General features: G+C 56.8%; 23 protein-coding genes and 1 tRNA gene. 8 read left to right on the forward strand and 16 right to left on the reverse strand.

The window, feature by feature from the left end; all coding sequences use genetic code 11:
* Positions 1–237 precede the first annotated feature (237 nt).
* The gene (locus AC1DYF_RS10160) at positions 238–1,413 is read left to right on the forward strand and encodes an RDD family protein (RefSeq protein WP_477876602.1); all 1,176 of its coding nucleotides are present in this window, start codon (positions 238–240) and stop codon (positions 1,411–1,413) included.
* A gap of 129 nt (positions 1,414–1,542) precedes the next feature.
* Here AC1DYF_RS10160 and AC1DYF_RS10165 read toward each other — a convergent pair whose 3' ends face one another.
* From AC1DYF_RS10165 to AC1DYF_RS10225, 13 genes are all read right to left on the reverse strand, one after another.
* Positions 1,543–1,782 carry a hypothetical protein gene (locus tag AC1DYF_RS10165; protein WP_477876603.1) on the reverse strand — a complete coding sequence of 80 codons (240 nt, stop codon included), beginning with the start codon at positions 1,780–1,782 and terminating at the stop codon, positions 1,543–1,545.
* 95 nt (positions 1,783–1,877) lie between these two features.
* The gene (locus AC1DYF_RS10170; RefSeq protein ID WP_477876604.1) at positions 1,878–2,582 is read right to left on the reverse strand and encodes a TfuA-like protein; all 705 of its coding nucleotides are present in this window, start codon (positions 2,580–2,582) and stop codon (positions 1,878–1,880) included.
* On the reverse strand, positions 2,582–3,823 hold the full coding sequence (locus AC1DYF_RS10175) for a YcaO-like family protein (RefSeq protein ID WP_477876605.1): 1,242 nt from the start codon (positions 3,821–3,823) through the stop codon (positions 2,582–2,584). The genes AC1DYF_RS10170 and AC1DYF_RS10175 overlap by 1 nt, the downstream gene beginning before the upstream one ends.
* A gap of 2 nt (positions 3,824–3,825) precedes the next feature.
* Positions 3,826–4,071 (reverse strand): hypothetical protein, encoded by a 246-nt coding sequence (locus AC1DYF_RS10180; RefSeq protein ID WP_477876606.1) that lies wholly within the window; start codon positions 4,069–4,071, stop codon positions 3,826–3,828.
* 39 nt (positions 4,072–4,110) lie between these two features.
* A complete protein-coding gene (locus tag AC1DYF_RS10185; protein ID WP_477876607.1) occupies positions 4,111–6,054 on the reverse strand; it encodes a tetratricopeptide repeat protein in 1,944 nt (647 codons plus the stop codon).
* A 24-nt stretch (positions 6,055–6,078) separates the two neighbouring features.
* Positions 6,079–6,519: a helix-turn-helix domain-containing protein gene (locus AC1DYF_RS10190; protein WP_477876608.1), complete on the reverse strand. Its 441-nt coding sequence runs from the start codon at positions 6,517–6,519 to the stop codon at positions 6,079–6,081.
* Positions 6,520–6,917: 398 nt separating this feature from the next.
* A complete protein-coding gene (locus AC1DYF_RS10195; protein ID WP_477876609.1) occupies positions 6,918–10,688 on the reverse strand; it encodes a vitamin B12-dependent ribonucleotide reductase in 3,771 nt (1,256 codons plus the stop codon).
* Between the two features lie 628 nt (positions 10,689–11,316).
* Positions 11,317–11,934, reverse strand: coding sequence for a cache domain-containing protein (locus tag AC1DYF_RS10200; RefSeq protein WP_477876610.1), 618 nt, complete (start codon positions 11,932–11,934; stop codon positions 11,317–11,319).
* Between the two features lie 254 nt (positions 11,935–12,188).
* Positions 12,189–12,770: a hypothetical protein gene (locus AC1DYF_RS10205; RefSeq protein ID WP_477876611.1), complete on the reverse strand. Its 582-nt coding sequence runs from the start codon at positions 12,768–12,770 to the stop codon at positions 12,189–12,191.
* A 57-nt stretch (positions 12,771–12,827) separates the two neighbouring features.
* On the reverse strand, positions 12,828–14,708 hold the full coding sequence (locus AC1DYF_RS10210) for a methyl-accepting chemotaxis protein (RefSeq protein WP_477876612.1): 1,881 nt from the start codon (positions 14,706–14,708) through the stop codon (positions 12,828–12,830).
* Between the two features lie 205 nt (positions 14,709–14,913).
* The gene (gpt, locus tag AC1DYF_RS10215; RefSeq protein ID WP_477876613.1) at positions 14,914–15,411 is read right to left on the reverse strand and encodes a xanthine phosphoribosyltransferase; all 498 of its coding nucleotides are present in this window, start codon (positions 15,409–15,411) and stop codon (positions 14,914–14,916) included.
* A gap of 148 nt (positions 15,412–15,559) precedes the next feature.
* Positions 15,560–16,390 carry a universal stress protein gene (locus AC1DYF_RS10220; RefSeq protein ID WP_477876614.1) on the reverse strand — a complete coding sequence of 277 codons (831 nt, stop codon included), beginning with the start codon at positions 16,388–16,390 and terminating at the stop codon, positions 15,560–15,562.
* 74 nt (positions 16,391–16,464) lie between these two features.
* Complete coding sequence (locus tag AC1DYF_RS10225; RefSeq protein WP_477876615.1) at positions 16,465–17,244, reverse strand: competence/damage-inducible protein A; 780 nt, start codon at positions 17,242–17,244, stop codon at positions 16,465–16,467.
* A 227-nt stretch (positions 17,245–17,471) separates the two neighbouring features.
* Between AC1DYF_RS10225 and wrbA the strand changes: the two genes are divergently transcribed.
* The 6 genes from wrbA (at position 17,472) to AC1DYF_RS10255 (ending at position 23,593) form a co-directional block, all read left to right on the forward strand.
* A complete protein-coding gene (wrbA, locus tag AC1DYF_RS10230) occupies positions 17,472–18,071 on the forward strand; it encodes an NAD(P)H:quinone oxidoreductase type IV (RefSeq protein ID WP_477876616.1) in 600 nt (199 codons plus the stop codon).
* 283 nt (positions 18,072–18,354) lie between these two features.
* Positions 18,355–18,440: transfer RNA gene (locus AC1DYF_RS10235), tRNA-Leu, on the forward strand.
* A gap of 229 nt (positions 18,441–18,669) precedes the next feature.
* The gene (locus tag AC1DYF_RS10240) at positions 18,670–19,749 is read left to right on the forward strand and encodes a DNA cytosine methyltransferase (RefSeq protein ID WP_477876617.1); all 1,080 of its coding nucleotides are present in this window, start codon (positions 18,670–18,672) and stop codon (positions 19,747–19,749) included.
* Positions 19,750–19,751: 2 nt separating this feature from the next.
* A complete protein-coding gene (locus AC1DYF_RS10245; protein ID WP_477876618.1) occupies positions 19,752–20,834 on the forward strand; it encodes an HD domain-containing protein in 1,083 nt (360 codons plus the stop codon).
* A gap of 7 nt (positions 20,835–20,841) precedes the next feature.
* Positions 20,842–22,638, forward strand: a complete 1,797-nt coding sequence (locus tag AC1DYF_RS10250; RefSeq protein WP_477876619.1) for an ORC-CDC6 family AAA ATPase — start codon at positions 20,842–20,844, stop codon at positions 22,636–22,638.
* Positions 22,628–23,593, forward strand: coding sequence for a hypothetical protein (locus AC1DYF_RS10255; protein WP_477876620.1), 966 nt, complete (start codon positions 22,628–22,630; stop codon positions 23,591–23,593). The genes AC1DYF_RS10250 and AC1DYF_RS10255 overlap by 11 nt, the downstream gene beginning before the upstream one ends.
* A 209-nt stretch (positions 23,594–23,802) precedes the next feature.
* Here the strand turns inward: AC1DYF_RS10255 and AC1DYF_RS10260 are convergent, their stop codons facing one another.
* Complete coding sequence (locus AC1DYF_RS10260; RefSeq protein WP_477876621.1) at positions 23,803–24,126, reverse strand: helix-turn-helix domain-containing protein; 324 nt, start codon at positions 24,124–24,126, stop codon at positions 23,803–23,805.
* A gap of 97 nt (positions 24,127–24,223) precedes the next feature.
* Between AC1DYF_RS10260 and AC1DYF_RS10265 the strand changes: the two genes are divergently transcribed.
* The gene (locus AC1DYF_RS10265; protein ID WP_477876622.1) at positions 24,224–25,033 is read left to right on the forward strand and encodes a hypothetical protein; all 810 of its coding nucleotides are present in this window, start codon (positions 24,224–24,226) and stop codon (positions 25,031–25,033) included.
* A 29-nt stretch (positions 25,034–25,062) separates the two neighbouring features.
* On the opposite strand, the gene AC1DYF_RS10270 is transcribed toward AC1DYF_RS10265, so the two are convergent.
* Positions 25,063–25,374, reverse strand: coding sequence for a hypothetical protein (locus tag AC1DYF_RS10270; protein WP_477876623.1), 312 nt, complete (start codon positions 25,372–25,374; stop codon positions 25,063–25,065).
* Entirely contained in the window at positions 25,371–25,640 is a 270-nt protein-coding gene (locus AC1DYF_RS10275) for a hypothetical protein (protein ID WP_477876624.1), read from the reverse strand. The genes AC1DYF_RS10270 and AC1DYF_RS10275 overlap by 4 nt, the downstream gene beginning before the upstream one ends.

Here is a 25,640-nt window from a genome sequence, read left to right on the forward strand (position 1 = left end):
ACCGGAGGAAATGCTGGTGAAGATCGAAAGGGAGCCTCCTTCCGGGCAGGCTCCCTTTCTCCCACGCATTCCGGCCCGCTATATATGGAGAGAGCTCAAATGCTTTTCGCGCCACAGAAATCATGATGGCGGGCATTTTCGTTTCCCAGGATCGATCAACGTGACGTATCGCAATATTATCCGGTTGCATTGCGCTTTCGATCTCGCCTAATGACGTCGGACGATTGAGGGGCGAGAATGACGACGTGGTACCATTGTGCCGTGGACGAGGAAAAGCGACCGCGTAAGTGGGACGAAGTTGTGGCAATGATCAAGCACGGCCAGCTTGACGGCGGATCTGCGATCAGCCGGGATGCTTACGCCGACTGGAAACCACTTTCCGAATTGCCGGAGTTTGCAGCCGCGCTCAAGGATCACGGCCGTATCGGACCGCCGGCTCCGGTTCCCGCAAGGCCATGGCCTCGCTTTGCGGCGAAAATGATCGATCTCATCCTGCTCGAGATTGCGCTCGTCATTGTCATCGTGCTGTGGGCGATGTTTTTTTCACCTGTCACCCTGGCGTGGGTCACGCAATATTCGGACCTCGCGTCGAAGATTCTGTTGCCATTTTCGATGATCTTTATTGCGATCTGCATGACGGCTTTCGGAACGACCCCTGGCAAGAAATGGCTCGGCCTGGATGTGGTTCTGACCGTACCCGGCAATCGTCTCCTGCTCCATCTCAAGCGCGAACTCGGCTTCTGGCTTCAGGGGATGGCGATCGCGCTGCCAATCGCCAGCTATTTGACGATGCTCTACCAGCTGCGGCGTGTTTCAGAAGGCCAACCGACAAGCTATGAAAAGGGCTTCGCCGTCGTTCGCAGCCGCAAGATATCCCGTTTCCGATCCTATTCGGCGACAGTCGCCGCCATCGCGGTCATCGGCGGCGGTTTTTACGGGACGTATGATGGCCTGAAGGACAAGAGCGATGTATGGATCATGCAGACATGGCAGAATCCCATCACGAAAAAAACGACCGAACTGTCCAGGACCTGGTCAGTCACCGTGCTCGCGGGATCGGAAGGCAAGATGTTCGAGTTCGTTTCGGATTATCTCTCCGCGGACGCCTTTCTCGGCGAAGAGATCGTGACACCTGGCGCGATGGATGGCCCAACCTATGCCTCCGATTTGCAGGAAGCTCTCAACGACGACTTTGTCTTCAATGCTCCATGGAAACCGGTAACGGTGGCAGGCCATTCCGCATGGCGAACATCGATGACGCAACGCAAGGATCCGACAACGGAATTTGAAGTGACGGTTTCGGTGCTTGGCCGTCGCGCCTGGCGAACGGTCGTTTCGACGACAGGGCGCAGGATCACCGACGTACCGGCGGCCGCAGCGTTCTCGGAGGCAGCGATGAAGACGATTGATTGATGGCGTCGAAAATTGGTTGCCTTATGGCCTTGGCTGCCTGCCACTCGACGTCCCTTGTTGTCGAGCACCTCCGCAAAGGAAGCCATTTAAGCAGACGCCTCGATCCCCGATCTCTGAAGACCAGCTCGTTCAATGATATCCGGTGACGATCAGCGTTGGATCACTGTCGGCGCCAACAATGGACGCGACGTCTATGCCGGCGATCTTCATTTCGTCGATGACTGCGTCCAGAGCCATCCCGAGACAGTAGGTCGGCAGTTGCACGTTGAGTTCCTGGGCGGTTCGACGAACGAAAGCGACCATCCGGGCGAGAGATGCCAACTCTTTCTGACGTTCGAGCGAGACTGCCGCGACGAGTTCAAGCGTCATTGAATTACCCTTCCGGTGGCGATCAAAACTATCACAAGACAGTTCGATATCACTCTTGGCCGTGACACGACCGTGACAGGGCGCTGAGCCGGTGGTCAGCCGACGATGAAACGGTCAAACAGGCTCGTTCGTTCTAACGTCCACGCAGGCGGCTCGCATCGCCGGTCTTCGGCACGAACCACAGCCTCGACAAGGGCCTCGGCGTCCTCCCGCTTCGGGCTGCGGCTGTAATGCAAGAGAAGATTCCGCACCTCTCGCTCTCGCATGGCATGGAGCCCGGCGGAGGCGGCCACGACCGCCCATGTTCGATCCTTGAAGAAAACGGCGGAAGCCCCTTCCACCAATGTAGCGGCTTCCTCACGAGTGAGCAGCGCCTGCTGCATCAGAGTGCTGACCGTGGCGCGGACGTTGACGAGTGGCACGCTTAGCGGCGCATATCCCAGCTCCTTTGGGCCGTGACACAGGGCGACGTCGGCGTCATCGACGAGATCGCCGTCACGATACGATGCGAAAATCTGCCCTACCCCGATCATGCCGAAGTCGGCGCATTCCGCGGCGCGGAGGGCGCCCATGCTCGCGGCGCCGTAAACCTGGACGCCCAGTGACAACGAATGAAGAATTTCCTTGTGCCAGACGCTGGCACAGTCTTCGAACACCCCGTCCACGAGGCCGATCACGTTTGCGCCGCTCTTGGCCTGGCGATAGACGTCGCCCTGTGCGGCAGGGGGCAGCAGGACAATGTCGGAGGGGACGGGCCTGATACTGCCATGCAGCGAGGGACCGGCAAACACCACTTTCATCAGAAGACCATCATTTTCGGCAATGCCCTGGCACCAAACCTGCGTTTGCGATTACCATCGGGGCTTTCGAGCTCCGGGATCAAAAGCTTGACGACGGAAAACCGCGTTTCGCCCGGTGCAAGATCCACGGCCAACACCCGGCTGACGCGCCGCTCTTCAAGCATGGAAAGGAGGAGCGTGATGCGTTCGGAAATCGCTCTGCCTGCCACCTCGATATCGCGCGGCGGGCGGGCGGTAGGCGCCAGTACCAGATCGGCGGCTATGGCGGGGTGCAGCGGCATGGAGAAAAGCGAGGGTTCGACGTCATCCCTCGCGCCACTGATAAGCGTGAGGCGCGATTGCACTGCCTCCGTCAAGGCGCGGACCGTCGCCCTGGCGGCGCTGAAATGCGTGCCGCTGCCGAGGGTGACGTCAATGTAGCGCAAGCCGGATGTTTTGCCGGTGCGCGGATAGAGGTAGGCGAGAACCGAGGGAATGCCTACATCGCTCGTGATGTCAAGCGTGACGACAGCAAAACCTGCCGCCGAAATCAGCGAGAGCAGCCGGTCCACCGAAGGACAGCCGAGCGCGTGCGGATCGAAACACGCTTTCGCCCGGATCGCCGGTTTGGAGAGCCGGAACAGCACGTCGGCATCACGCTCGATCCGCTCGAGCACGCCGTGCAGCACGGCTTCCTCCCAGGTATTGCCGGATGCCAGCCCATCCGAAGACTGCCAGTAACGTCGGGGTTGTGTTCTGTCGATCGTCACGGCTTCGAGCGGCACGAAAACGGCTCGTCCGGTCGACAGGTTGGTTCCCTCAACCCAGGCGATTGCCGTCGATCCTGGTAAAGACTGCCGTGCGGCGAGGAATTCCTCGACGGGATCAAAATGCACGCCTCCGGCCGACAGTTCATCGCTGCTGCATGTCCTGCTCTCGAGCGGCRGCACCTCAGCAACCGCGCGCTCGACAGCTTCCATGCATGCCGACGCCTTGGCGTCGGCGTCGGTCAGTCCTTTGCCCTGGTGAACGGCGATCGAACGTGCATTGGGGCGTATCGCGTTCCACACGGGAATTCCGATACGATCGAGGCCCGTGATCCGTGCCAGCCGCGTCACGCCATATGTCCCGAGAGCAGTGCTCACCCTCTCCAAGGTCTCGCTCGGCGCGCATATCCTGTCGACAAGCGCGCCCGGATCGGAAGCCAGATCCTCGGATCGACCGGATGGCCTTTCCAATCGCGCCACCGAAGGCTCAGTCATATCTAGCCATCGTACCTGGCCGCGAACACGACGGTGTCATAGCGCCCGGCGAACGCGTCGTTGCGGTCACTGACAGTGACAGCGAGATCCACCCCTGCCGTCAGGACCGCACCATGTGACCGGGCGTCGGTGCTGTATCCAAACGGCTCGGTGACCGTGCCCGGCATGGCCGTGACCGTGCCGTTGTCGAAATCCACCAACCAGAAACCTGTCTCACCCGACAGACCCAGAACTGTAAACTTTGCCATTTTATCTCCTCTGCGGTTGCTACTGAAATGTTGCGGTTGCTACTGAAATCCGGCCCTCTTCAGGCCCTCCCTATACTGTTCCTTCTGCCAATTCTCCTTCACGGGCATGATCGACAACCATTTGTCGATGCTGAAATCCGGATAGGTTTTCATCGTGCTTCGCATGAACGACCGCGCCTTCTTGACGTCGCCGAGCATGCCCCAGCAGGCCGCCGCCAGACGGCCGGTCGTCGACTTGTCCGTCATCTTGCCGATGCAATCGAGCGCGACATCGAAGCGCTCGAGACAATAATTCGCCCCTGCCGCGGTCCACCAGTAGACGTCTGGGCAAAGAGGATTAAGTTCGATCGCCCTTTCGATGGTTTCCAGCGCACGCTCCGGTTCGGAGGCGTGGACCAGCGTGTCGGCATAGTCCGCAATCAGGTCCGCATGCGAGGGGGCGATATTGACCGCCTGCTCGAAAGCGGCCACGCTCTCGTCGAACGCGCTGTTGTAAAGGCGGACTACGCCCAGTTGGTGATAGCCGCTGGGATGTGCCGTATCGGCATCGATCGCCTCGCGAGCGTGCCGCTCCGCCGACATCAGCAGGTCGTGGTCGCCGCGCGCGGTGACGAGCCACTCCAGGTGTTCCGCGCGTGCAAGACCGCCGAGCGCCTGGGCGAACCGCGGCTCCGAGTGAAGCGAATTCCTGAACATTTTCCGAGCGCGGCGAAGTTCCGCAAGGCGTATGTTTCGGAGATAGTGCTGTCCGAGCAGATAACTTTGATAGGCGGTTGGTTCATGACTGCCTATCTGGCGCAGTTCATTGTGCTCGATCTTATGCGTCAGCGTGGAAACGATAACATTGACGATGTCCTTGTACGCATTGCCAAGCTTGCCGGCCCTGACATCGAACCTGTCCGCCCAGACGTATCTGTCGTTCGTTACGTCAACCAGCCCGCCGAAAAGTTCGAATTCGCCGCCTTGGATCCGTAGTCTGGTTTCAAACGCGTAGGACACGGTATGTCGCGTAAATGCTTCGGCGCGCGGTGCGGGGGACATGGCGATCAGCGACGCCGTATGATGAGCCACGACAGCCATCGTACGAGCCCGGCATAGCCCGATGGTGACGTCTTCAATCAGCGCCATCGCCAGATTGCCGGCTTCGCCGGTCGCATTGGACGGAGGAAGCAGGATGACACGCGGCAGGATGCTCCTTTCGGGACCAAGCGATGAAAGATTTTTACCAGCGCCGATTTCGCGAACCTGAACCGCGGCTCGCAGCCTATCCGGATAGAGGTCTTCCGCCAGCGCAGAGGTCTGCGCATCCGGACGGGTTCCCAACTCCTTTCTCAGCCGCTCTGCGTGCCGCCGAAAAAGAACCTGCGCTTGAAGGTGCTTGCCCGCCACGAAATGACATCGCATCAAGGCGCGAACCGCCACCTCGTTGTAGGCGTCCATCTCCAGCAATCGAGCACTCGCCTCGGCGATCAGCTCCGACACAGCCAGGAAGTCCTCTGTTGCGGCAACGCTGTCGACGGCTCTTGATAAAGCCGAGACATGTCTGTCACGCTGCATATCGAGCCATTGGCTCGACCTTTCGGATGAAACGTCGACTCCCGCCAGGAACACACCCTTCTGAATTTCGATGCGCCTGCGAAGGGCGTTGATGTCGTCCGGCTCGCTCTCCGGAAGAAAGCTCATGAAATCGAAATCGATGCTCTCGAGGGCAGCGACAATGTCGCCGCCTTCGCTGCGGAGCAACGCGTCGCCGGAAGCCGGCAGTCGGGATCTGGACCTCACCAGGAGCTGCCGGAGATTGGCCGAACTATCCGTTTTCTCCGGATCCCAGAGGAATTCCGCCAGCTCTGAACGCGATATCCTGGGCGTCCCCTGGGCAGCCATGTAGACCAGCGCGAAAATCGCCTTCTCGGGTAATGCCAACGGCTTGCCGTTCTCGCCAACGAGCCGAGGTTCAGCAAATGTCGTCAGTCTAACTGCCACCCCTCGCCGCCCCTTCACAACGAGCTAGAGTTGAATGCTATCTTCGTCGTCGTCATCAAGTTCGTGAGACCCCATTCTGTCCTGCTCCGCCAACGACTTGGTCAGCGCGATGACGCATTTCCTGATCTTTGGGTCTTTGATCTTCATGAAGGTTTGGTTCAGCTCCAACGCCTGCCTGGTCATGAGCGGATTGATATCCGGGTCGTCACCGTGATCGATGGCGGACAGATCGAGCGGACCGTCACCTTGCTCGAAGAAGAAGCTGATGGGCACGCCCAGCGCCGTAGAAATTGCCTGGAGTCGCGAAGCTCCGACTCTGTTGGCACCCTTCTCGTATTTCTGGACCTGCTGAAACGTGATACCCAGCAGCTGCGCCAGCCTCTCCTGCGACATGCCGATCATGACGCGCCGCACCCTGATGCGCGCGCCGACAAATGCGTCCATATTGTCAGCTGGCTTCTTCATTGTTCCCCCGAAACACAGGAAGGTCGGCGGCACCGAAAGTTGTGCGGCTGACCATCACACCCATATTTAGACTAAATATCGGCGCCTGTGTAGGTGGAAAATAAAAATGCGACAACCGAATGCGAACAATGCTTTTCCGCCGTCGCTTTTGAAGAAACGTCGATCAAATCAAGAGGTTTGGATTCTTGCAGTTTGAGTAAGCAACAAATTCGGTGTGAGTAAGGACGGTGAATATGCGGCGCCCATTTTTTTGACTACGCTTCGGAATATATGATGTTGCTTTTGCCCTAATAGCAAAACTGATTTCCAGAGTAGAAAACCCCGCGGCAAAGTCGATCACCGCGGGGAGAGGGTTACAAATGTTCTATATCGTTTGCCTGGTGCGGCATCTAGTCCGATCAGCTGCACCCACTCGTCGCGCCGCACGTGTCGCATTTCTCACACGTGCCATTCCGCACCATCGTGAAATTCTGGCACTCCGAGCACATATTCCCCGTATAGCCCTGCACGATCGACCGCGCCCGGCGTTCGCTGGCGAGCGCCTTCGCATCCGACTTGGCAGCATTCGCCTCCGCGGCGGCCTGTTCCGAGAACAGTTCGCTTGCCACTTCCTCGGCAATCACTTCGCGCAGTTCGTTCTGCCGTTCCTCATAGTCGCGGCGGAAGGAGACGACTTCTGACGTCGAGATGGCCGTGACCGGCTCCAGGCGGCGCACCGCGCTGCCACTATAGCTGACGCCACCCGAGGCCTTGGCGGGTGCGGCAGTCGCGGCACCCTTGGGCTCGGCACCGCCGTGGCTGGACACCAGGACCGGCTTGTAGGCGCCGCGCGTCAGGCCCTTGGAGACCGCCTCGCCCTTGCCCTCGTTGATGTTGCGGCCCAGCGACGTGTTGGAGAAATCCGACTGGTCGACATGCGCCAGGTCCTTGCGGTCGAGATAGGAGACGGCGAGTTCGCGGAAGACGTAGTCGAGGATCGACGTGGCGTTCTTGATCGCGTCGTTGCCGATGACCATGCCGGCCGGCTCGAACTTGGTGAAGGTGAAGGCCTCGACATATTCTTCGAGCGGCACGCCATATTGCAGGCCGAGCGACACGGAGATGGCGAAGTTGTTGATCAGCGCGCGCAGTGCCGAACCTTCCTTGTTCATGTCGAGGAAGATTTCGCCAAGGCGGCCGTCATCATACTCGCCGGTACGCAGGAAGATGGTGTGACCGCCGATCTTGGCCTTCTGGGTATAGCCCTTGCGGCGGGTCGGCAGTTTTTCCTGTTCGCGCACCACGCGTTCGATGACGCGCTCGACGATCTTTTCCGTGATGGTGACGGCCTGCGCCGCCTGCGGCATGGCCAGCAGTTCCTCCATCGCGTCCTCGTCCGCCTCGTCCTCGATCAACGAGGCATTGAGCGGCTGGGAAAGTTTCGAGCCGTCGCGGTAGAGCGCATTCGCCTTCAGGCCGAGCTTCCAGCTCAGCATATAGGCGTTCTTGCAATCCTCGACGGTGGCGTCGTTGGCCATGTTGATGGTCTTCGAGATAGCACCGGAGATGAACGGCTGTGCCGCCGCCATCATGCGGATATGGCTTTCGACCGAGAGATAGCGCTTGCCGATCTTGCCGCAGGGATTGGCGCAATCGAACACCGCCAGATGCTCCTTCCTAAGGAAGGGGGCGCCTTCGAGCGTCATCGCACCGCAAACATGGATGTTGGCGGCCTCGATGTCCTTCCTGGAGAAGCCGAGATGGTCGAGCAGGTTGAAATCAATCGCCGCCATCTGCTCGTCGGTGACACCAAGCGTGTCGCGCAGGAAATCGGCGCCAAGCGTCCACTGGTTGAAGACGAACTTGATATCGAAGGCCTGCTTGAGCGCTCCGTTGACCGCCTCCACCTTCTCGTCGGTGAAGCCGCGCGCCTTGAGCGTCGACGGGTTGACGCCAGGCGCCTGGTTGAGATTGCCGTGGCCGACGGCATAGGCTTCGATCTCGGCGATCTGGCTCTCGGGATAGCCGAGCGCACGCAGCGCATCCGGAACGGCGCGGTTGATGATCTTGAAATAGCCGCCGCCGGCGAGCTTCTTGAACTTCACCAGGGCGAAATCGGGCTCGATGCCGGTCGTGTCGCAATCCATGACCAGACCGATCGTGCCGGTCGGCGCGATCACCGAGACCTGCGCGTTACGGTAGCCGTGCTGCTCGCCCAGCGCCAAGGCCTTGTCCCAGGCGGCGGTGGCATGCGCGATCAATTCCTGGTCCGGGCATTCCTTGTGGATCAGCGCCACCGGCTCGACCGAGAGCTTCTCATAGCCCGAACGCTCGCCATGCGCCGCACGGCGATGGTTGCGGATGACGCGCAGCATGTGCTCGCGGTTCGGCTCGTACATCGGGAAGGCGCCGAGTTCGGCGGCCATCTCGGCCGAGGTGGCGTAGCAGACGCCGGTCATGATCGCGGTCAGCGCACCGGCAATCGCCCGGCCTTCCTTGCTGTCATAGGGGATGCCGGAGGACATCAGCAGGCCGCCGATATTGGCATAGCCCAGGCCGAGCGTGCGGTATTCATAGGAGAGCTCGGCAATCCGGCGCGACGGGAACTGCGCCATCATCACCGAGATTTCGAGCACCACGGTCCAGAGACGGACGGCATGTTCATAGTCGGCAATGTCGATCTGGCCGGATGCGGCCTTGAACTGCATCAGGTTGAGCGAGGCAAGATTGCAGGCCGTGTCGTCGAGGAACATATATTCCGAGCACGGATTGGAGGCGCGGATGGGGCCGGCCGCCGGGCTCGTATGCCAGTCGTTCATCGTCGTGTTGAAATGCAGGCCCGGATCGGCCGAAGCCCAGGCAGCGTAGGAGATCGATTCCCAGAGATCGCGGGCCTTCAGCGTCTTGACCACCTTGCCGTCCTTGCGGGCGGTCAGGTTCCAGACGTCGTCACGTTCGACGGCGCGGAGGAAGTCGTCCTTGATCGAGACGGAATTGTTGGAGTTCTGGCCGGCCACGGTCAGATAGGCTTCGCTATCCCAATCCGTATCATAGGTCTTGAATTCCATATCCGTATAACCCTGGCGGGCGAACTGGATGACGCGGCCGATATAGTTTTCCGGCACCATCGATGCCTTGGCGGCCTTGATCTCGCGCTTCAGCGCCGGATTCTGCTTCGGGTCGAAGCAGGCGTCATCGGTGCCGTCGCAATTGACGCAGGCCTTCATGATCGCCTTGAGGTGCTTGGAGACGATCTTCGAGCCGGTGACGAGTGCGGCCACCTTCTGCTCTTCCTTGACCTTCCAGTCGATATAGGACTCGATATCGGGATGGTCGATGTCGACGATCACCATCTTGGCCGCACGGCGCGTCGTGCCGCCCGACTTGATAGCGCCGGCGGCCCGGTCACCGATCTTGAGGAAGCTCATCAGGCCCGACGAACGGCCGCCGCCCGAGAGCTTTTCGCCCTCGCCGCGCAGGTTGGAGAAGTTCGAACCGGTGCCGGAGCCATACTTGAACAGGCGCGCCTCGCGCACCCAGAGGTCCATGATGCCGCCCTCGTTGACGAGGTCGTCTTCGACGGACTGGATGAAGCAGGCATGCGGCTGCGGATGCTCATAGGCCGACTTGGACTTGGTCAGCTTGCCGGTGAATGGGTCGACATAGAAATGGCCCTGCCCCGGTCCATCGATGCCATAGGCCCAATGCAGGCCGGTGTTGAACCATTGCGGCGAATTCGGCGCAACGCGCTGGGTGGCGAGCATATAGGCAAGCTCATCTCGGAAGGTGAGCGCATCTTCTTCGGACGAGAAATAGCCGCCCTTCCAGCCCCAATAGGTCCAGGTCCCGGCAAGGCGGTCGAACACTTGGCGCGCATCGATTTCGGAACCGAGCTGTTCGTCCTTCGGCAGCTTGGCGAGCGCGTCCTTGTCGGCCTCGGAACGCCAGAGCCACGACGGCACGTCGTTTTCCTCGACCTTCTTCAAAACTGTCGGTACGCCGGCTTTGCGGAAATATTTCTGGGCAAGAATGTCGGCCGCGACCTGGGAAAACTGCTCCGGCACCTGGATATCGGCCAGCCGGAAGACGATCGAGCCGTCCGGATTGCGGATCTCGCTGGTGGCGGTGCGGAAGGCGACGCTGTCATAGGCCGACTTGCCTGCCTCGGTGAATTTCCGTTCAATGCGCATCTCAATCCCCTTGCCTAAGCGTCGCGCCATTTTAGGCGCAAACTGTCCTATCAAGCTGTGCGAACTTCCGCTCGATCAGCCAGTGTTCCCTCATCAGTTTTGGGAAACCCGTTCCAGCTCATGCTGTATATGGTGGCTAGAATGATCGGCAACACTAAATATAGTGTTAACAACAGATTTATTCCAGCTTTTCTTCCCACTGCGACAGAAAAATGACAGGTGGCTTTTTACACGCGCAGACACAGCTTCGCCGTGGCGCAAAACGCCCCTTCACCCGCTCATTTTTCCACTGGGAAGGGCCAGACCTCGTTACCTTCTGACCCTGTCGCCGCCGCAACCTCCCCAATAGAGATCAGGCGGCTGATTCCGTCAAGAGGTGGTCTGTGACAGAAATATTAACACCACATCTAGTATGCACAGCTTGTGGATAGTGTGGACGGCGTCCAACGCCATAAAATGCAAGGCTTTGGGTGATCCCGCGGTCGGTCTGGGCGGGACTTTGTACACAGAGCAGCCCTTTCGAGATTTATTTTTCTCCACRGAGCCCCCCGATTGTTTTATTTCAAGGACCGTTGTGGCAGCGGCAAACCAAAGCGATTCGGACCGTAAAATCAGCGGATCGACGTGGCTAAAGCTGGTCGAGATTAACACCGACCGTGATCGCGCCGATCGGCTTGCCATGCTCGTCGACAATGGTCATCGACACCTGCGACTGCAGCATCTGGGTCGATTCGTCCTTGCGCGCGTCGTCGACGAAAACGGCGGATGGTCCCTTGTCGAACGTCTTTTGGAATTTGGCCTCGTCACCCTGCCAATAATCGGAGGTGATGCCGCTCTGGCCGACATTGAGGCCCTTGGCGTCCATGACGAAGATTTCCGTGATGGCGCCGGAGGCCTGGTCTTCCTTGTGCCTCAGGAAGGCAGACACCGGCGTGGCCAAAACCCGATCGATCAGCGGCCGACTCGGTCGATTGACCTCCTGCCGCCATTCGTCGTCCAGTGCGTTGATCTCGGTGCCGGTCAGACGTGCATCGATCGCGTTCTGCGCCTTGATCGCGGCTATGATGATCGGATCGGAAACCCAGCCACGAACATTGGCGTCGAAGAAAGCGAGCACGGGTGCCACGTGAATGTCCTGGGCACGGCCAGGAACTGCGACAGACACGATCGCTGCAATCACCGTCATGGCGCAGACTTTCGCATGCCGCGGTCGCCAGGACCGCGCAACGCCTTCACGGGCAAGCATCGCCAATCTCCATTCTGGTCCAGGGCAAATGGGCGGACGCGCCCTGGAGCCAATATACATTACGGCACGCTAATTAAATAAAGTTAAATGCACCCCAAACTCGACACGCAAAGTATAGCCCGTCAAATGATCGAAAAATAATACTATTACTCACGCCAAATTTAACAATCATCTTAGTGCTCGCCTTTCGTCGAAAAGACAGAGGGGCCTTAAAGCCCCTCTAAAGGATGAAAAGACATCGTTCCGCCGGAGGATCAAAGCTTGTCGAGATTGATGCCGATGGTGATTGCTCCGATCGGCTTGCCGGTCTCGTCGGAAATGGTCATCGACGCCTGCGACTGCAGCATCTGCGTCGACTCATCCTTCTCCGCATCATCGACGAATATGGCGTCCGCGCCCTTGCCGAACGATTTCTGGAACTTGCCCTCGTCTCCCTGCCAGTAGTCGGACGTGATTGAGGACTGGCCGACATTCAGACCCTTGTTGTCCATGACGAACATCTCGGTGATCGTGCCATCCGATGCACCCTGCTTGGCTTTCAGGAAATCGGACAGTTGATTGCCCATCACCTTGTCGATCATGGGATGGCTGTCTGCATCCACCTCGGCACGCCATTGCTTGTCAAGCTTGTCGATATCGGCCTGCTGCAACTTCTCATGCTCGGCGTTCTGAGCCTTGATGGCGTTGATGATCACCGGATCATTGATCCAACCCTTGACATTGGCAGCAATATAGTCCTTGACCGGCCCAACATGCGCAGCCTCGTCTGCCCTGACGGGCAATGCAATGGCCATGGCAAGCGCAACGATCGCGCCGGTAATGAATGAGTATTTCATAGAATGTCCTCCTGATCGCGTTCTTCAAGACGCAAGGTTAACCACGCACGCTTACACTCAAAATTCTTGCCACTCGTTCGCAACTGCTGCCGTGGCGGTCCTCGAGACCGGCATGGCGCGCTTGGGTGCCGAGCGAGCGATTGCCACGGCAGGCTGCGCAATTGGCCGGTTCGGCTGATGCGGAGCGGTCGCTGCATGACTGCCGGCAAAGCGGAAATTCCCCAGCGCCGCCTTGAGATGGTTGCTCTGCGTCTGCAATTCCTGGCAGGCGGCATTGGTCTCCTCGACCATGGCCGCATTCTGCTGGGTGTTCTGGTCCATACGACGGATGGCGTCGTTGACTTCGCTGAGAGCCGTAGACTGCTGCTGCGCGGAGGAGACGATGGAGTTGATCGAGCGATCGATATCGCGGATTTGCCCTTCGATCGTCAGCAAGGACTTGCCCATCGTGTCCACGAGCGTGACGCCCGCTCCCACTTCGGTGCCGGAATTGGTGACGAGTTGCTTGATTTCCTTGGCAGCGGAAGCGGAACGTTGAGCCAGTTCACGCACTTCCTGGGCCACGACAGCGAAACCCTTGCCCGCTTCGCCTGCACGCGCCGCTTCGACGCCGGCATTGAGCGCCAGCAGATTGGTCTGAAATGCGATCTCGTCGATCACGCCGATGATCTTGCCGATCTGGCTCGATGATTCCTCGATGCGGTCCATTGCGGCAATCGCATCGCGAACGACGACAGACGAGCCTTTCGCACTTTCCTTCGCCGCGGCAACCAGCCGACTGGCTTCCACCGCTTCGTTCGTCGATTGACCGACGGTCGTGGTGATCTCGTCCAGCGCCGCTGCGGTCTCCTCAAGCACTGCAGCCTGGGATTCGGTGCGCCGCGCAAGTTGATCCGCCGAACCGGCAAGATCAATCGCGCCTCCATCGAGCACCGTGGCGGTATCGGCTATGTCCGACAGCGCCGCGGCAACGGCTGAAATCATGGTGTTGAAATCTCGCCGCAGTTTTTCGAAGTCCTCATCCACGTCACCGAGACGCGAAGAGAAATCCCCCGCGGCGACCGTCTCCAGCGCCGCGCCCAGCAGTGCGATCGTTGCGGCCTGCCTGTCGGCGGCGTCACGCGTCTGCCGCGCAAACTTGCCGCGCTCGAGCTCAATTTCCCGCTGCCGCTGTTGCGCCACGCGCTCCTGCTCCGCCCGATCCTTCATCGACTGGACGGAATCGCTGACAGCCCGGGCAATCACCCCAACGGCGTCGCCGCGCTCCATCAGCGGCACCGCGCTGTCGAGATCTCCCTCGGCGATACCGGCAATACGGCCTGCCAACGTGGCGAGCGGCCTGCCCACGAACCGACGCATCGCCAGCATGAAGGCAGCAATCACAAACGCAAGGACCAGTGCCTGTTTGCCCGCAAACATGCCGGCCTGCAAACGCGAATTCGAAACCACCTTTTCAGGCGACCAGGATGTCGCGATATAGCCGATGCGATTGCCCTTCTTGTCTAGGCTCAGCGGCGCCACGACCACGATACGATCGCCAAGCGATTCATCGACAACCGGCTTGTCCGGATTGCCGGCAACGAGCGATTTCACCAGCGCCTCGGAAGATGGCTTGTCGCCCTCCTGCGCCGTCCAGGCGTCGATGACGTCGCCCTTGCCGCTCATGGCTACGAAATATCGCAGCCCGAGATCCGGGTTGCCGCGATAGGTCTTGTAGGCATCTTGAACAACAGCGGCCTTCTTCCACTTGACGGCGCCCTCTGCCGTCGCGCCGATCTGCTGCGTCGCCTGCTGCCATTCGCGTTTCGCGCGTTCCATTCCAGCCGAATAATCAGCGGACCATGAGAGCCAGGTCGTAATCGCCAGGCCCGCCAAATTGGCGCCGACAATCACGACGGCGACTTTCGCCGTTAGCGACAATCTGGAAAATAGCGTCAAATCCGGCCCCCTATGTCGAACGCGCGCTGCAATACTGATCACCATCGCGTCCCGGCCGAGCCGAGGCGGAAACCAGATTACACCCGCAGGGTTGAACTTAGGGACAGCTCATTAAATTTTGTTTAAATTGAACAATATCCGCATATTCGGGTCTGAAATCCCCGCAAATTTTGCGATGCCTCAAACGAGGAAAGGCCGGCACCGCTCAGCCGCGATGGTCCTTGGCGATCGGCTCCTGGTAGGTGAAGCCCATGTCCCAGGGGAAATAGATCCAGGTATCCTGCGACACCTCGGTGATGAAGGTATCGATGGTGGGCACGCCCTTCGGCTTGGCATAGACGGTGGCGAAATGCGCTTTCGGCAGTATGGCGCGCACTTCCAACGCGGTCTTGCCGGTGTCGGTCAGGTCGTCGACGACAAGGATGTCCACGCCCTCATTTTCCAGCAGCTGCGGCGCAATGCCCTTAAGCACGCTCATGTCGCCCTGGTTGAGATAATCGTGATAGGAGGCGATGCACACGGTTTCGATAAGCCGGATATTGAGCTCGCGTGAAATGATCGCCGCCGGCACCAGACCGCCACGGGTGATGCAGACGATCGCCTTGAACTCGCGCTTCATCCCCGATAACCGCCACGCAAGCGCCCGTGCATCGCGATGAAACTGATCCCAGGATACAGGAAAGGCTTTGTCGGGCAGGGACATGGCGGCTTTTCTTTCTAAAAAGGATGAAAACGCGAGAGATTTCCAGCGATTCGAGAGCCGTCATTATGATAAAACGGCACCATCCGTCCAGATCAAACCTGTCGCGTTTGCACAATCGCCTGTCCCATGGCACGGACCCGTTACGCCATCATCGCGACATCAGCACCGGCACGGTCATCGATTCGAGCAGCGTCTGCGTCACACCGCCGAACAGCCGCTCCCGGATACGGGCATGGCTATAGGCGCCCATGACCAGGAGATCGGCAGAGAAATCGCTGCAGCGGTTCTCGATGACGGCGGAAATCGGCAGTTTCTGCGATTCCTGCGAATTGACCGTCACCTTGAGGCCACGGCGCGCCAGTGTCTCGGCAATGTCGGCGCCCGCCAGCACGGAACTCTGCACCCGGCTGTCGGGCGCGTCGATCGAGAACACTTCCACTTCGGCGGCAGCGCGCAGCAGCGGGATCGAATCGAAGATCGCCCGCGTCGATTCGCGCGACCCATCCCAGGCGACCAGGATGCGGGTAAACGGCTTGCAGTCACGCTGGATCCACGGAACGAACAGCACCGGGCGGCCGCTTTCGAACAACACGTCGTCCATCTCCCCTACCCGGCCGGCCGCCGGCTGCGAGGCGACGACCAGATCGGCGGCGCGACAGCTCTCCACCACGCTATGGGCGGCAAGCCCGCTCGTGCCCCTGAGCGTCCGCCAGCCGGCCGAGACGCCGGCGAGCTGGGTCATCTCGTTGAAACGATTTTCGATGTCCTTGCTGCGCCGGGCCGCGGCTTCGTAGAGTGTCGCGATCACAGTCGCGTCCGGCAGGTCGAAGGGCGACAGGACCGGCGGCGGATCGATCGCCTCGCCATGCAGCCCCACCAGATGCGCCTCATGGCCCTGGGCGAGGCAGATGGCGGTGTCGATAACGATCTTTGCCGTTTCCGGGTCGTTGAGAACCACGGCGATGGTCTTGATGGGCATGGCAATCTCCCTGAATGTTAGGCTTCCAATAAGACTATAAAACAAGGAAGAAACGCGTGGCGTTTTGATCTAGTTCAATCCTGGCTGGATTTTGCGCTGCCGGTATTCTTCTTCAGTGCCGCGACCTCGTCGACCATGGCGCGCACCGCGGCCTCCGCCGCATCGAGCACTGCCTCGTCGCGGGCACGGATGACCAGGTCGGTCGAAAAATACATGCCGTCGAATTTCGGATAGGAGCCTATCACCGTCTGAGGATGCGCTTTCTGCACAGCGGCCAGCGGCGCGCCGATATCGCCCTCGCCGAACGGGCATTTGACCGTCCGCGACAGCGTCTTGGCACCGCTGCGCAACGTCGGCAGGACATTGTCGAGCATCGCCTGGAAAATATTCGGCACGCCGGCCATGACATAGACATTGCCGATGTTGAAGCCCGGCGCCGTCGAGACAGGATTATCAATATGCAGGCTGCCCTCGGGCATGCGCGCCATGCGCTTGCGCGCATCGTTGAATTCGATGCCGCGCCGCTCATACATGGCGCCGAGCATCTGCATGGCCTTTTCGTCATGGATGACAGGCAGGCCGAAGGCGCCGCCAATCGCATCGGCGGTGATATCGTCATGTGTCGGCCCGATGCCGCCGGACGTGAAGACGTAATCGTAACGCGGCCTCAACGCGTTGAGTGCGGCAACAATCTCGTCATGGTCGTCGCCGACGATTCGAACTTCCTTGAGGTCGATGCCCGACAGCGTCAGCATATCCGCGAGATGGCCGATATTCTTGTCCTTTGTCCGCCCCGACAGCAGTTCGTCGCCGATGGCGAGCATCGCGGCGGTCACCAGATTATCCGTGTTCATGCATATCTTCCTTGCCCGGTCACAATTGAAGTTGGTCCCGGCCATGACAACTGTCAAGGTTGGCCACGCGTGGTTTTGTCGTCATCTCAGCGATCATTGAAATTCCATTGTTCACTGAGATCGAACACTACAGCCGCAATTTGCTATCCTGCCAGCCGCCGTGCCGCGGAATATATAGAAGCCGTCCAATTCGAAACGTCCGCTCCTACGCGGGGAAAGAACATACGATGGCAAAGGTTCTCGTTCTCTATTATTCGGCTTACGGCCATATCGAAACCATGGCGAATGCGGTTGCCGAAGGCGCCCGGTCGGCTGGCGCCGAGGTCACCGTCAAGCGCGTGCCGGAACTGGTTTCGCCCGAAGTCGCCAAGGCTTCCTATTACAAGGTCGATCAGGAAGCGCCGATCGCCGATCCGAACGAACTCGATCAGTATGACGCGATCATCGTCGGCGCCGGCACGCGATTCGGCACGATGGCTTCGCAGATGCGCAATTTCTGGGACCAGACCGGCGGTCTCTGGGCGCAGGGCAAGTTGGTCGGCAAGGTGGGCTCCGCCTTCACCAGCTCCGCCACCCAGCATGGCGGCCAGGAATCGACCATCCTCGGCTTCATCCCGACGCTGCTGCATCACGGCCTGATCGTCGTCGGCCTGCCCTATGCCTTCCAGGGCCAGATGGGCCTCGAAGAAATCAAGGGCGGCTCGCCCTACGGCGCCTCCACCATCACCGGCGGCGACGGCGCGCGCCAGCCTTCGGCCATCGAACTCGAAGCCGCCCGCTACCAGGGCGCCCATGTCGCCAAGATCGCGGCCAAGCAGGCCGGCTGAACGAACGTCCAGGCTTGACATTCGAGGCGGCGCCCCAAGCGCCGCCTTTGCTTTATCTGCCATTTACGCTTGATCGAATCCGGGCTCTGGGCTACCGGAGGTGGGATAAGCGGACGTGGCGGAACTGGTAGACGCAAGGGACTTAAAATCTTCGTGTGTCTACCGAAAAGGGTAATCGGATCATGCTCTTAAGGCCTATTCGCGTTCTAGAAAGCCTGATATAGGCCCGATGCGCATGGCTGTCATGAGTCGTAGACATGGGCAAAACAGCTGGAAAACAGCAGGCCGCTTGCCGAAATTGGTAGACGGAAGGCACTTAAAATGCCTCGGGCTCCGCCCGTGCGGGTTCGATTCCCGCAGCGGCCACCATCTAATCTTTCCAATTTACGTCTTGCGTAAGACGCCTAACACAATCTTTAACCCAGGTGGGATGGCTGCCCAGGTGGGATAGCTACCGATTTTCCTCTTCATCTCAACGCCCTCCTCGAAATCAAGCTCTCGTAGCCATTTCGTTGAAAAAAGCCACCGTTCCGGCATGAGCGGTTGAACTTTTGATTGTTTTCAGCTTTAAATCGATCCAGCTTCTTAGGGGGACTATGTGCGGGGATTTGATGTATTCTCTGGGGCAGGCGGTATGTCTGTCGGCGCCGCCTGGGCTGGTGTGCAGACCGCGTTCGCCGTCGAAGCTGACCCCTTTGCTGCGAAAACGTACTCTTTCAATCATCCGAAGACCAAGGTTCTGTGCGCGGACATCAGAACTATCGATTTTAGCCCTTACCGGTCGACAGAAGAGAGCGTGCTATTTGGCGGCCCGCCGTGCCAGGGTTTCTCAACCTCAAACCAACGCACCAGGAATTCTGCCAATCACAATAATTGGCTCTTTCAAGAATTTCTAAGAGCGGCAGAAGAGCTCCAACCTGAGTGGATCGTGTTTGAAAATGTTAAGGGTATTTCCGAGACAGAAGGGGCAAAATTCCTTGACCTTGTGATCTCAGGGCTGCGCAGCCAAAGGTATTGCGTCACGACAACAATACTGAACGCGCAAGATTTCGGGGTTCCGCAAACAAGATCCAGGCTATTCGTAGTGGCAGGAAGGTCCTTGGAAAAATTTTCTTTCCCGGTCCCAGGCCTAAGAAAAACCATCACCGTACGGGAGGCAATCTCAGATCTTCCTCATCTAAGAAATGGAGCGGTAGAAAGCTTGCTAAAATACGAAACAGGGGCTGCGTCCGCCTATGCCAAGCACATGAGGAGAAATCGCAAATCAGTAGGTGGCAATCTGGTCACGAGAAACTCTGAGGATGTTATTGCCCGCTATGAGCACATTCCCGAGGGTGGCAACTGGGAAGACATTCCCGCAGATCTTATGAAGAATTATAAGGATGCGTCGAGATGCCATACTGGTATATACCGCAGGCTTGAATGGGATAAACCTGCAATAACTATCGGCAACTTCCGAAAGAACATGTTGGTACATCCTAGCGAAAACCGGGGGCTCTCCGTTCGCGAGGCAGCAAGATTGCAATCTTTTCCGGACCATTTTGAATTCTTTGGTTCCATTGGATTTCAGCAACAGCAGGTCGGAAACGCAGTGCCCCCGCTTCTCGCTAAAGCAATGTTCCAACGGGTTATGATCGCTAGTCAGGCCGGCGATAGCGCCTTGGCGGCTGCGGAGTAAATATGCAGATAATTGATCGCAGCCTGGAAAAAACTCTTGGAAAATTATGCTCGGACAACCCGAGTGAGCTGCCTTTCGACAATCACAAATATTCGTACTTCTCACGCTATTCTGAGATGGCAGCAAAACTAGATCGCGATTATCATGTCCATGTGCAAGCTGGTAGCACGGCGGTAGATGGGGGGATGTTGACTGACCACGGACCAGATCATATCCGGACGGTGATTCAGAGAGCGGCCGCAATTCTCGACAATTCAAAGAACCAATATCGCCTTTTGGGCTATGAAATCTACCTTTTACTCTGTGCGATCCATTTCCACGATTTAGGTAATATTCATGGTCGAGACAAGCACGAAGCACGTATTACCGAAATGATGGCTCATGTGAGCGAATATCTTGGCGACTCGTTTGAGAAGAACGTGATTCGCCAAATCGCGGCCGCGCATGGAGGCAAGGTCGGAGACGATCAAGATACAATTTCATATCTTCTTCCTATCGAGCCGCTCAATGGAATAGATGTGCGCCCGAGAATGCTCGCAGCAATATTACGGTTTGCGGATGAACTCGCCGATGATCACTATAGAGCAAACAAAGCTCTTCAGCGGTTGAACTCAATACCTAAGTCGAGTGAGATATTCCATAAATACGCATCATGTTTGCATTCCGTAATGGTTCGAGACGAATGTCAGTCGATTGAGCTGAACTATTCGATATCGGTTAATGACTTAAACGAAAAATTTCCCAAATTTAACAAAATAACAAAACGATATTCAAATGTTTATATTGTTGACGAGATATTGAATAGATTGTTTAAGATGTACAAAGAGAGAATATACTGCAATCGGTTCATGATTCCGGCTGTAAATATTCAATCGATCAGCGTTAAGATCAGATCGACAAAATCAAGCCAGCAGATTGGCGAAAGACTTCCCGAGATTGCATTTCGCCTGGAGGATGCGGGATATCCAAGCGGCGAAACCGATGAGATTTATTCACTTTCGACTGATCTGGAGCATTGGGGACGGCGAAACTCACGTTTTTCGGGCACCAGTTTCGCAAAAGAACTAGAGTCATTTTCAAGGTAGCTCAATAATGGCTAATCCGTTCGACGTCCAAACTCCTGAGAACCTGTCTACATCAGATATGGCTGATCTCTTTGTTCAGTCCGATAGTGACTATCTTCAAGTTGAAAAGGCCGGCCACACATTCATTTCTGGGCCAAGGGGCGCTGGAAAGAGTATGTATTTCAGGTTTCTGGAGCCGGATTGCCAGTGTCAGTATAATGTATTGCCTCTTCAGGCTTTACGGTTTTACGCCGCATACGTTCCAATTAAAGAAACTGACCTGAATTTGCCCGAACTTTTTAGATTGCAAGAATCCAAGCATGCAGCAATTGTGCTGAATGAACATGCGTTGGTTTTACATATTGCGACCAAAATATTCGTTTCTCTCAGAGAGCGAACACCCCTTCCAAAAGAGGATCGCAAAGCTGATCAAGAATTCAGACAATWCTACGAGGGCCTTATCAAAAGTCTTCTAGACAGATCCGGCTACGATTCCGATCAGAGCGTCGCAAAGACCTCCGCAACGATCGAAGAGACTTTAGCACTCATCATTGAAATTTTCGACGACATATTCTCGGATTTAAACAGCTACACGCGGCGCATCGCATTTGTAAAAGAAATATTGCCGTACGATGGTGCACTCTTCGGCTTCTCAGACTTTCTTGTGCCTTTGGTAAAAGGACTTATGAGTTTGTCCTTTATGCCAAATGGGCCGCTATTCCTCCTAATTGACGACGCCGACAACTTGAACGAATCACAAGCTATGATCCTGAATTCCTGGGTTGCCCGCCGAACAACCGGCTACATGTGTTTTAAGATTTCGATCCAAGAGGGTGAGTATAAGACCTATAAGGCAGTTGGCGGACAGCGCATTGATGCGCCACATGACTACTCGGAGTTCAATATCTCCGATAAATACACGACACGAATAGATAATTACCTCAGCCGCGTCACAGAAATAATTCACAGGCGTCTGCGGAAGTTCGATTACGCAAAGTCACCTCATGAGTTCTTCCCTGAAGACATCGAGCAAGAAAATCGGATCAGGGAAATAGCCGAAGATCTGACAGCAAGATGGGCGAAAGAAGGTAGGGGATATCGTCCAAACGACGATGCAATTCGGTATGCGCGGCCAAACTATATCCGCTCCCTCTCCGAGGGGCGCAGCAAGAGCGGATCAACATATAGTTACGCCGGATTCGAGCAACTTGTTCATTTATCTTCCGGCGTCGTGCGTCATTTGCTTGAGATGTCGTCGCTCATGTTTGCCGAGGCTAGCGCCAAAAATGGCGGAAACAGGCCGAATTACATCTCACACTCTATTCAAGACGAGGTGGCAAAATACTATTCGAATAGATTGCTCTTTGACGAGTTTAAGAAATTAGAACTGGAGGAAGGCGACGAAACGCTCCCCCTAGACGGTCCCAAAAAACTCAAGAATTTGATCTTTGCGCTGGGTGGAATGTTCAGAACGATTCTCGTTTCAGATGCGTCTGAGAGAAGGGTCTTCAGCATAGCGTTTTCAAATGGCCCCGACGATGAGGTGTCCAAAATCTTGAAGCTCGGCGTAAAGTACGGCTATTTTCACAGGTCTTCGATCGGCAATAAGGAGGGTACAGGCCGGGCTGAACTTTACATTATGACCCGAGCTCTGGCTCCGTCATTTAAGCTGGACCCTACCAGTTTCGCCGGATACAAGTTCGTTACGAATGAGAAGATTCAAACTGCTCTCCATTATCCCAAAAGGCTCTTAAACGAGGTTCGCATCAAAGGTTTTGATAGCGTTATGGAGTCGCCCCAAGGGGAATTGTTCAATGGTGACTAAGGTGTTCGAAAAGGAGAGTGTCCCCCTTGCGGACCTGCGTCTCAGGTTTGAGGGTGGATTTGATCTGTTTATTTGTGCGGCAAGCTATGAAGAGCGCTGCTTATCGGCCCCTTTAAATATTTCAGCATCAGGCCAGCAACGAGTCCTCATTTTAAAGAATGACGATGTAGCGGGTGCTGGTGATGCGCACGCGCATAAGCTACTTAATCACTTCCGTGAGAACGCTAAGATCGTAGAGATTACGAAACGGATAGCGATCAAGACCGCAGATCAGCTTGAGAAGGAGATTACCGGCTGTAGAATCTCCTCCGCATCTCGCGTGTGTGTTGACGTGACGTGTATGACCCATGAGACAGTTCTCATACTTTTCTCCCTGCTGATGCATATTTTTCACAAAGATTTCAACCAGATACAATATTTATACTGCCCTGCAAAAGAGTATGATCCCGGCACGCCGGCTGATGAGAAATGGCTTTCAAAAGGAATCAAGGACGTTCGTTCTGTTCTGGGATATCCCGGAAAATTGCTACCCTCGCGAAAAAACCGATTGCTTGTGCTTGTCGGCTTTGAAGTTCGGCGTGCAAGCAGCCTAATCGACATCTATGAACCTGCAAGTCTTGGGCTCGGTTATGGTGATGGAATGCTCGATCAAAACCATCGACTGATCAATGAACGCAAACATTTGCGTTTAGCGACAGCATATCCGTTAGCTGATAAATTTGAGTTCGCGCCTGGCGATGCATATTTAGTTCGGGATGTAATATTGAATGACGCTAGTAAACATCGAGAATTTAATCTGATCGTTTCTCCCATGAATTCAAAGATTTCGACGATAGGAGCCGCTTTGGCGGCAATACAAAACCCCGAAATTCAACTATGTTATGCGCCCGCTTCTACCTATAACTTCAACAACTATTCAACCCCAAATGATAATTGTATTGCTTTCCATGTATAGTTTTCCATGAGAAATTAAAAGTTGCATTGCGAAAAACTAATGCCTGGGATTCAAGGTCGCGCGCCAGACAGAATGGAGAATTGCTGGACAGCGCAAATTCGTCCGGCACTTTGCAACGGATCGTCCCACTGAGCCCGATAAGAACTACTTCAAAAACTTCATGTCTCAATTGTCCCCAACATCGGCAACGCGGACGCCCAGCGAACAACTCATCTTGCTGCGAGAGCCTGAATTTGGATAGCAAGGTAATCGAGAGTTTCTTCCGGTAGCCCATCTAATGCCAACGCAATGCGATCAATTAGAAGACTTTTCCGGTCGGGTTTCACGTCGTCTAGTGGCCGTGCTACGAGCTCGTCAATAGTCAATTTCAGCACGTGCGCTATGCGAACTAGGGTACCCAAATCTGGTTCTCTAGCCCCGTTAACATAATGCGCATATCTCCGCTCGCTCAGGCCGCAACGCCGCGCCACCTCGGAGTTCGATATTTCCAGTTCGTCCGCCCTTCGGCGCAAATTTTCGGAGAACACAGTCATCAGAACAAAATGTTCAAAATGCCTGTGGGCCGTCTACGAACGATATGTTCCGTGATATAAGAACAAAACGTTCCAATCGGCTACTCTTAGAGGAAATATGGCGACCCTGTTCTCCGCTTTCATGATCGTTTTTCTTGCCGTCACCGTTGTAGGCTTGGCCCTCCTACCCTTTCGAGCAAGCCGCAGGCGGGGCAAGCGCCTAGCAGGTCTCGGCCTTTTGATGTTCATTGCATCGACAGCTGGCGCTTCATACCTCGATGGAATCGAAGCCAAGAGGTTGGGTTTCGAAGACAGCACCGATATGCGTGATGCGCGAGCCGAGGGAGTTGCCGACCCCGAAGCGTGGCATGCCTTGACCCGTGAGCGCGAGACTCGACGGCAGGCGCTCTTCGGCAGAGAAAAAGAACTTCGTGCGTTGCGGGAAAAAGCCGAGGCCGAAGCAGCAGACGCGAAGCGTGCGCAAGAGAAGAAGGCGGACGCCGAGGCGGAAGCTGAACGCAAAAGGTCACAGTGGAAGCACGATGCGGAGAAGCGCGCTGCCGCGGCTAAGCAAAGACAGGAGGAGGCTGCGGTTGAGAAGGCGGAGGCCGATCTGCAACTTCATCCCAAGTATGCGGCACTGGACAGCACGACGGACCCAGCACAGACCTGGCTCATGTCGAAGGCGATGGATGCTGTCAGGCTGCGCCTGCGGGATCCGCAGTCCGCGCAGTTTAGAAACGTCTTCTTGGCGACCGGTTCCACGGGGATAACCGTGACCTGTGGAGACGTAAACGCCAAGAATGCGTTTGGAGGCTTCATCGGCTATGAGAGTTTTATTTCCGATGGGATGACTGTGTCGAAGTTGGCGTCGGAATTTAAGAGCACCAAGGAGTTCTTAAAAGCATGGAAGAAGTTCTGTCAGTGATCGAAAGGCGGAGACGACCGCACGAATATTCAGTCCCCGCAGAGCGCAGTGAATTCGTCGTCATCTTCCATCCACTGCCGGTCCTCCGGCCAAATTGACGTCCGACACCATTTTGTGACCGCCGGACGGCCACAGAATTGCGTGACCTGACGCTCGGCGTACCCGTGGGTTCGCAGATGCCACTCCATGAGCGCCTGATCTCGCTCGTTGAATTGTTCGTAGTCGCCGCCAAGGAAGATGAACAGTTCAATCGGCGTTGTCTGGAATGCGCCGGCGAGTTGCCGGCGGATTTCGCGTTCGAGGCGGGCCAGAGGGCTGAGACTTTTCTCCGCCATGTTCATGCGCCCCTCAATGGATCGCCACCGCGACCGAGCGTCGGCCAGACAGCTTGGCCGCGGGCGCCGACGGGAGGGTGCCCCTCAACCACGAACGCCGGCGCTGTCGTGAGATCGACCACCGCGAAGGTGCTCAGCGCCCCAGGCTCTCCTATCAGAGCCTCACCCGCGCCACGGGCAGCCTGGGCGTCGGTACCGGAAACTACTACGGTGTTGCGTCCGTCGGCACGAAATTTATGCTGAGCATCCGCATAGAAAGCGTATATCGGCAT

The organism is Rhizobium sp. P2_G9, from assembly GCF_056403475.1.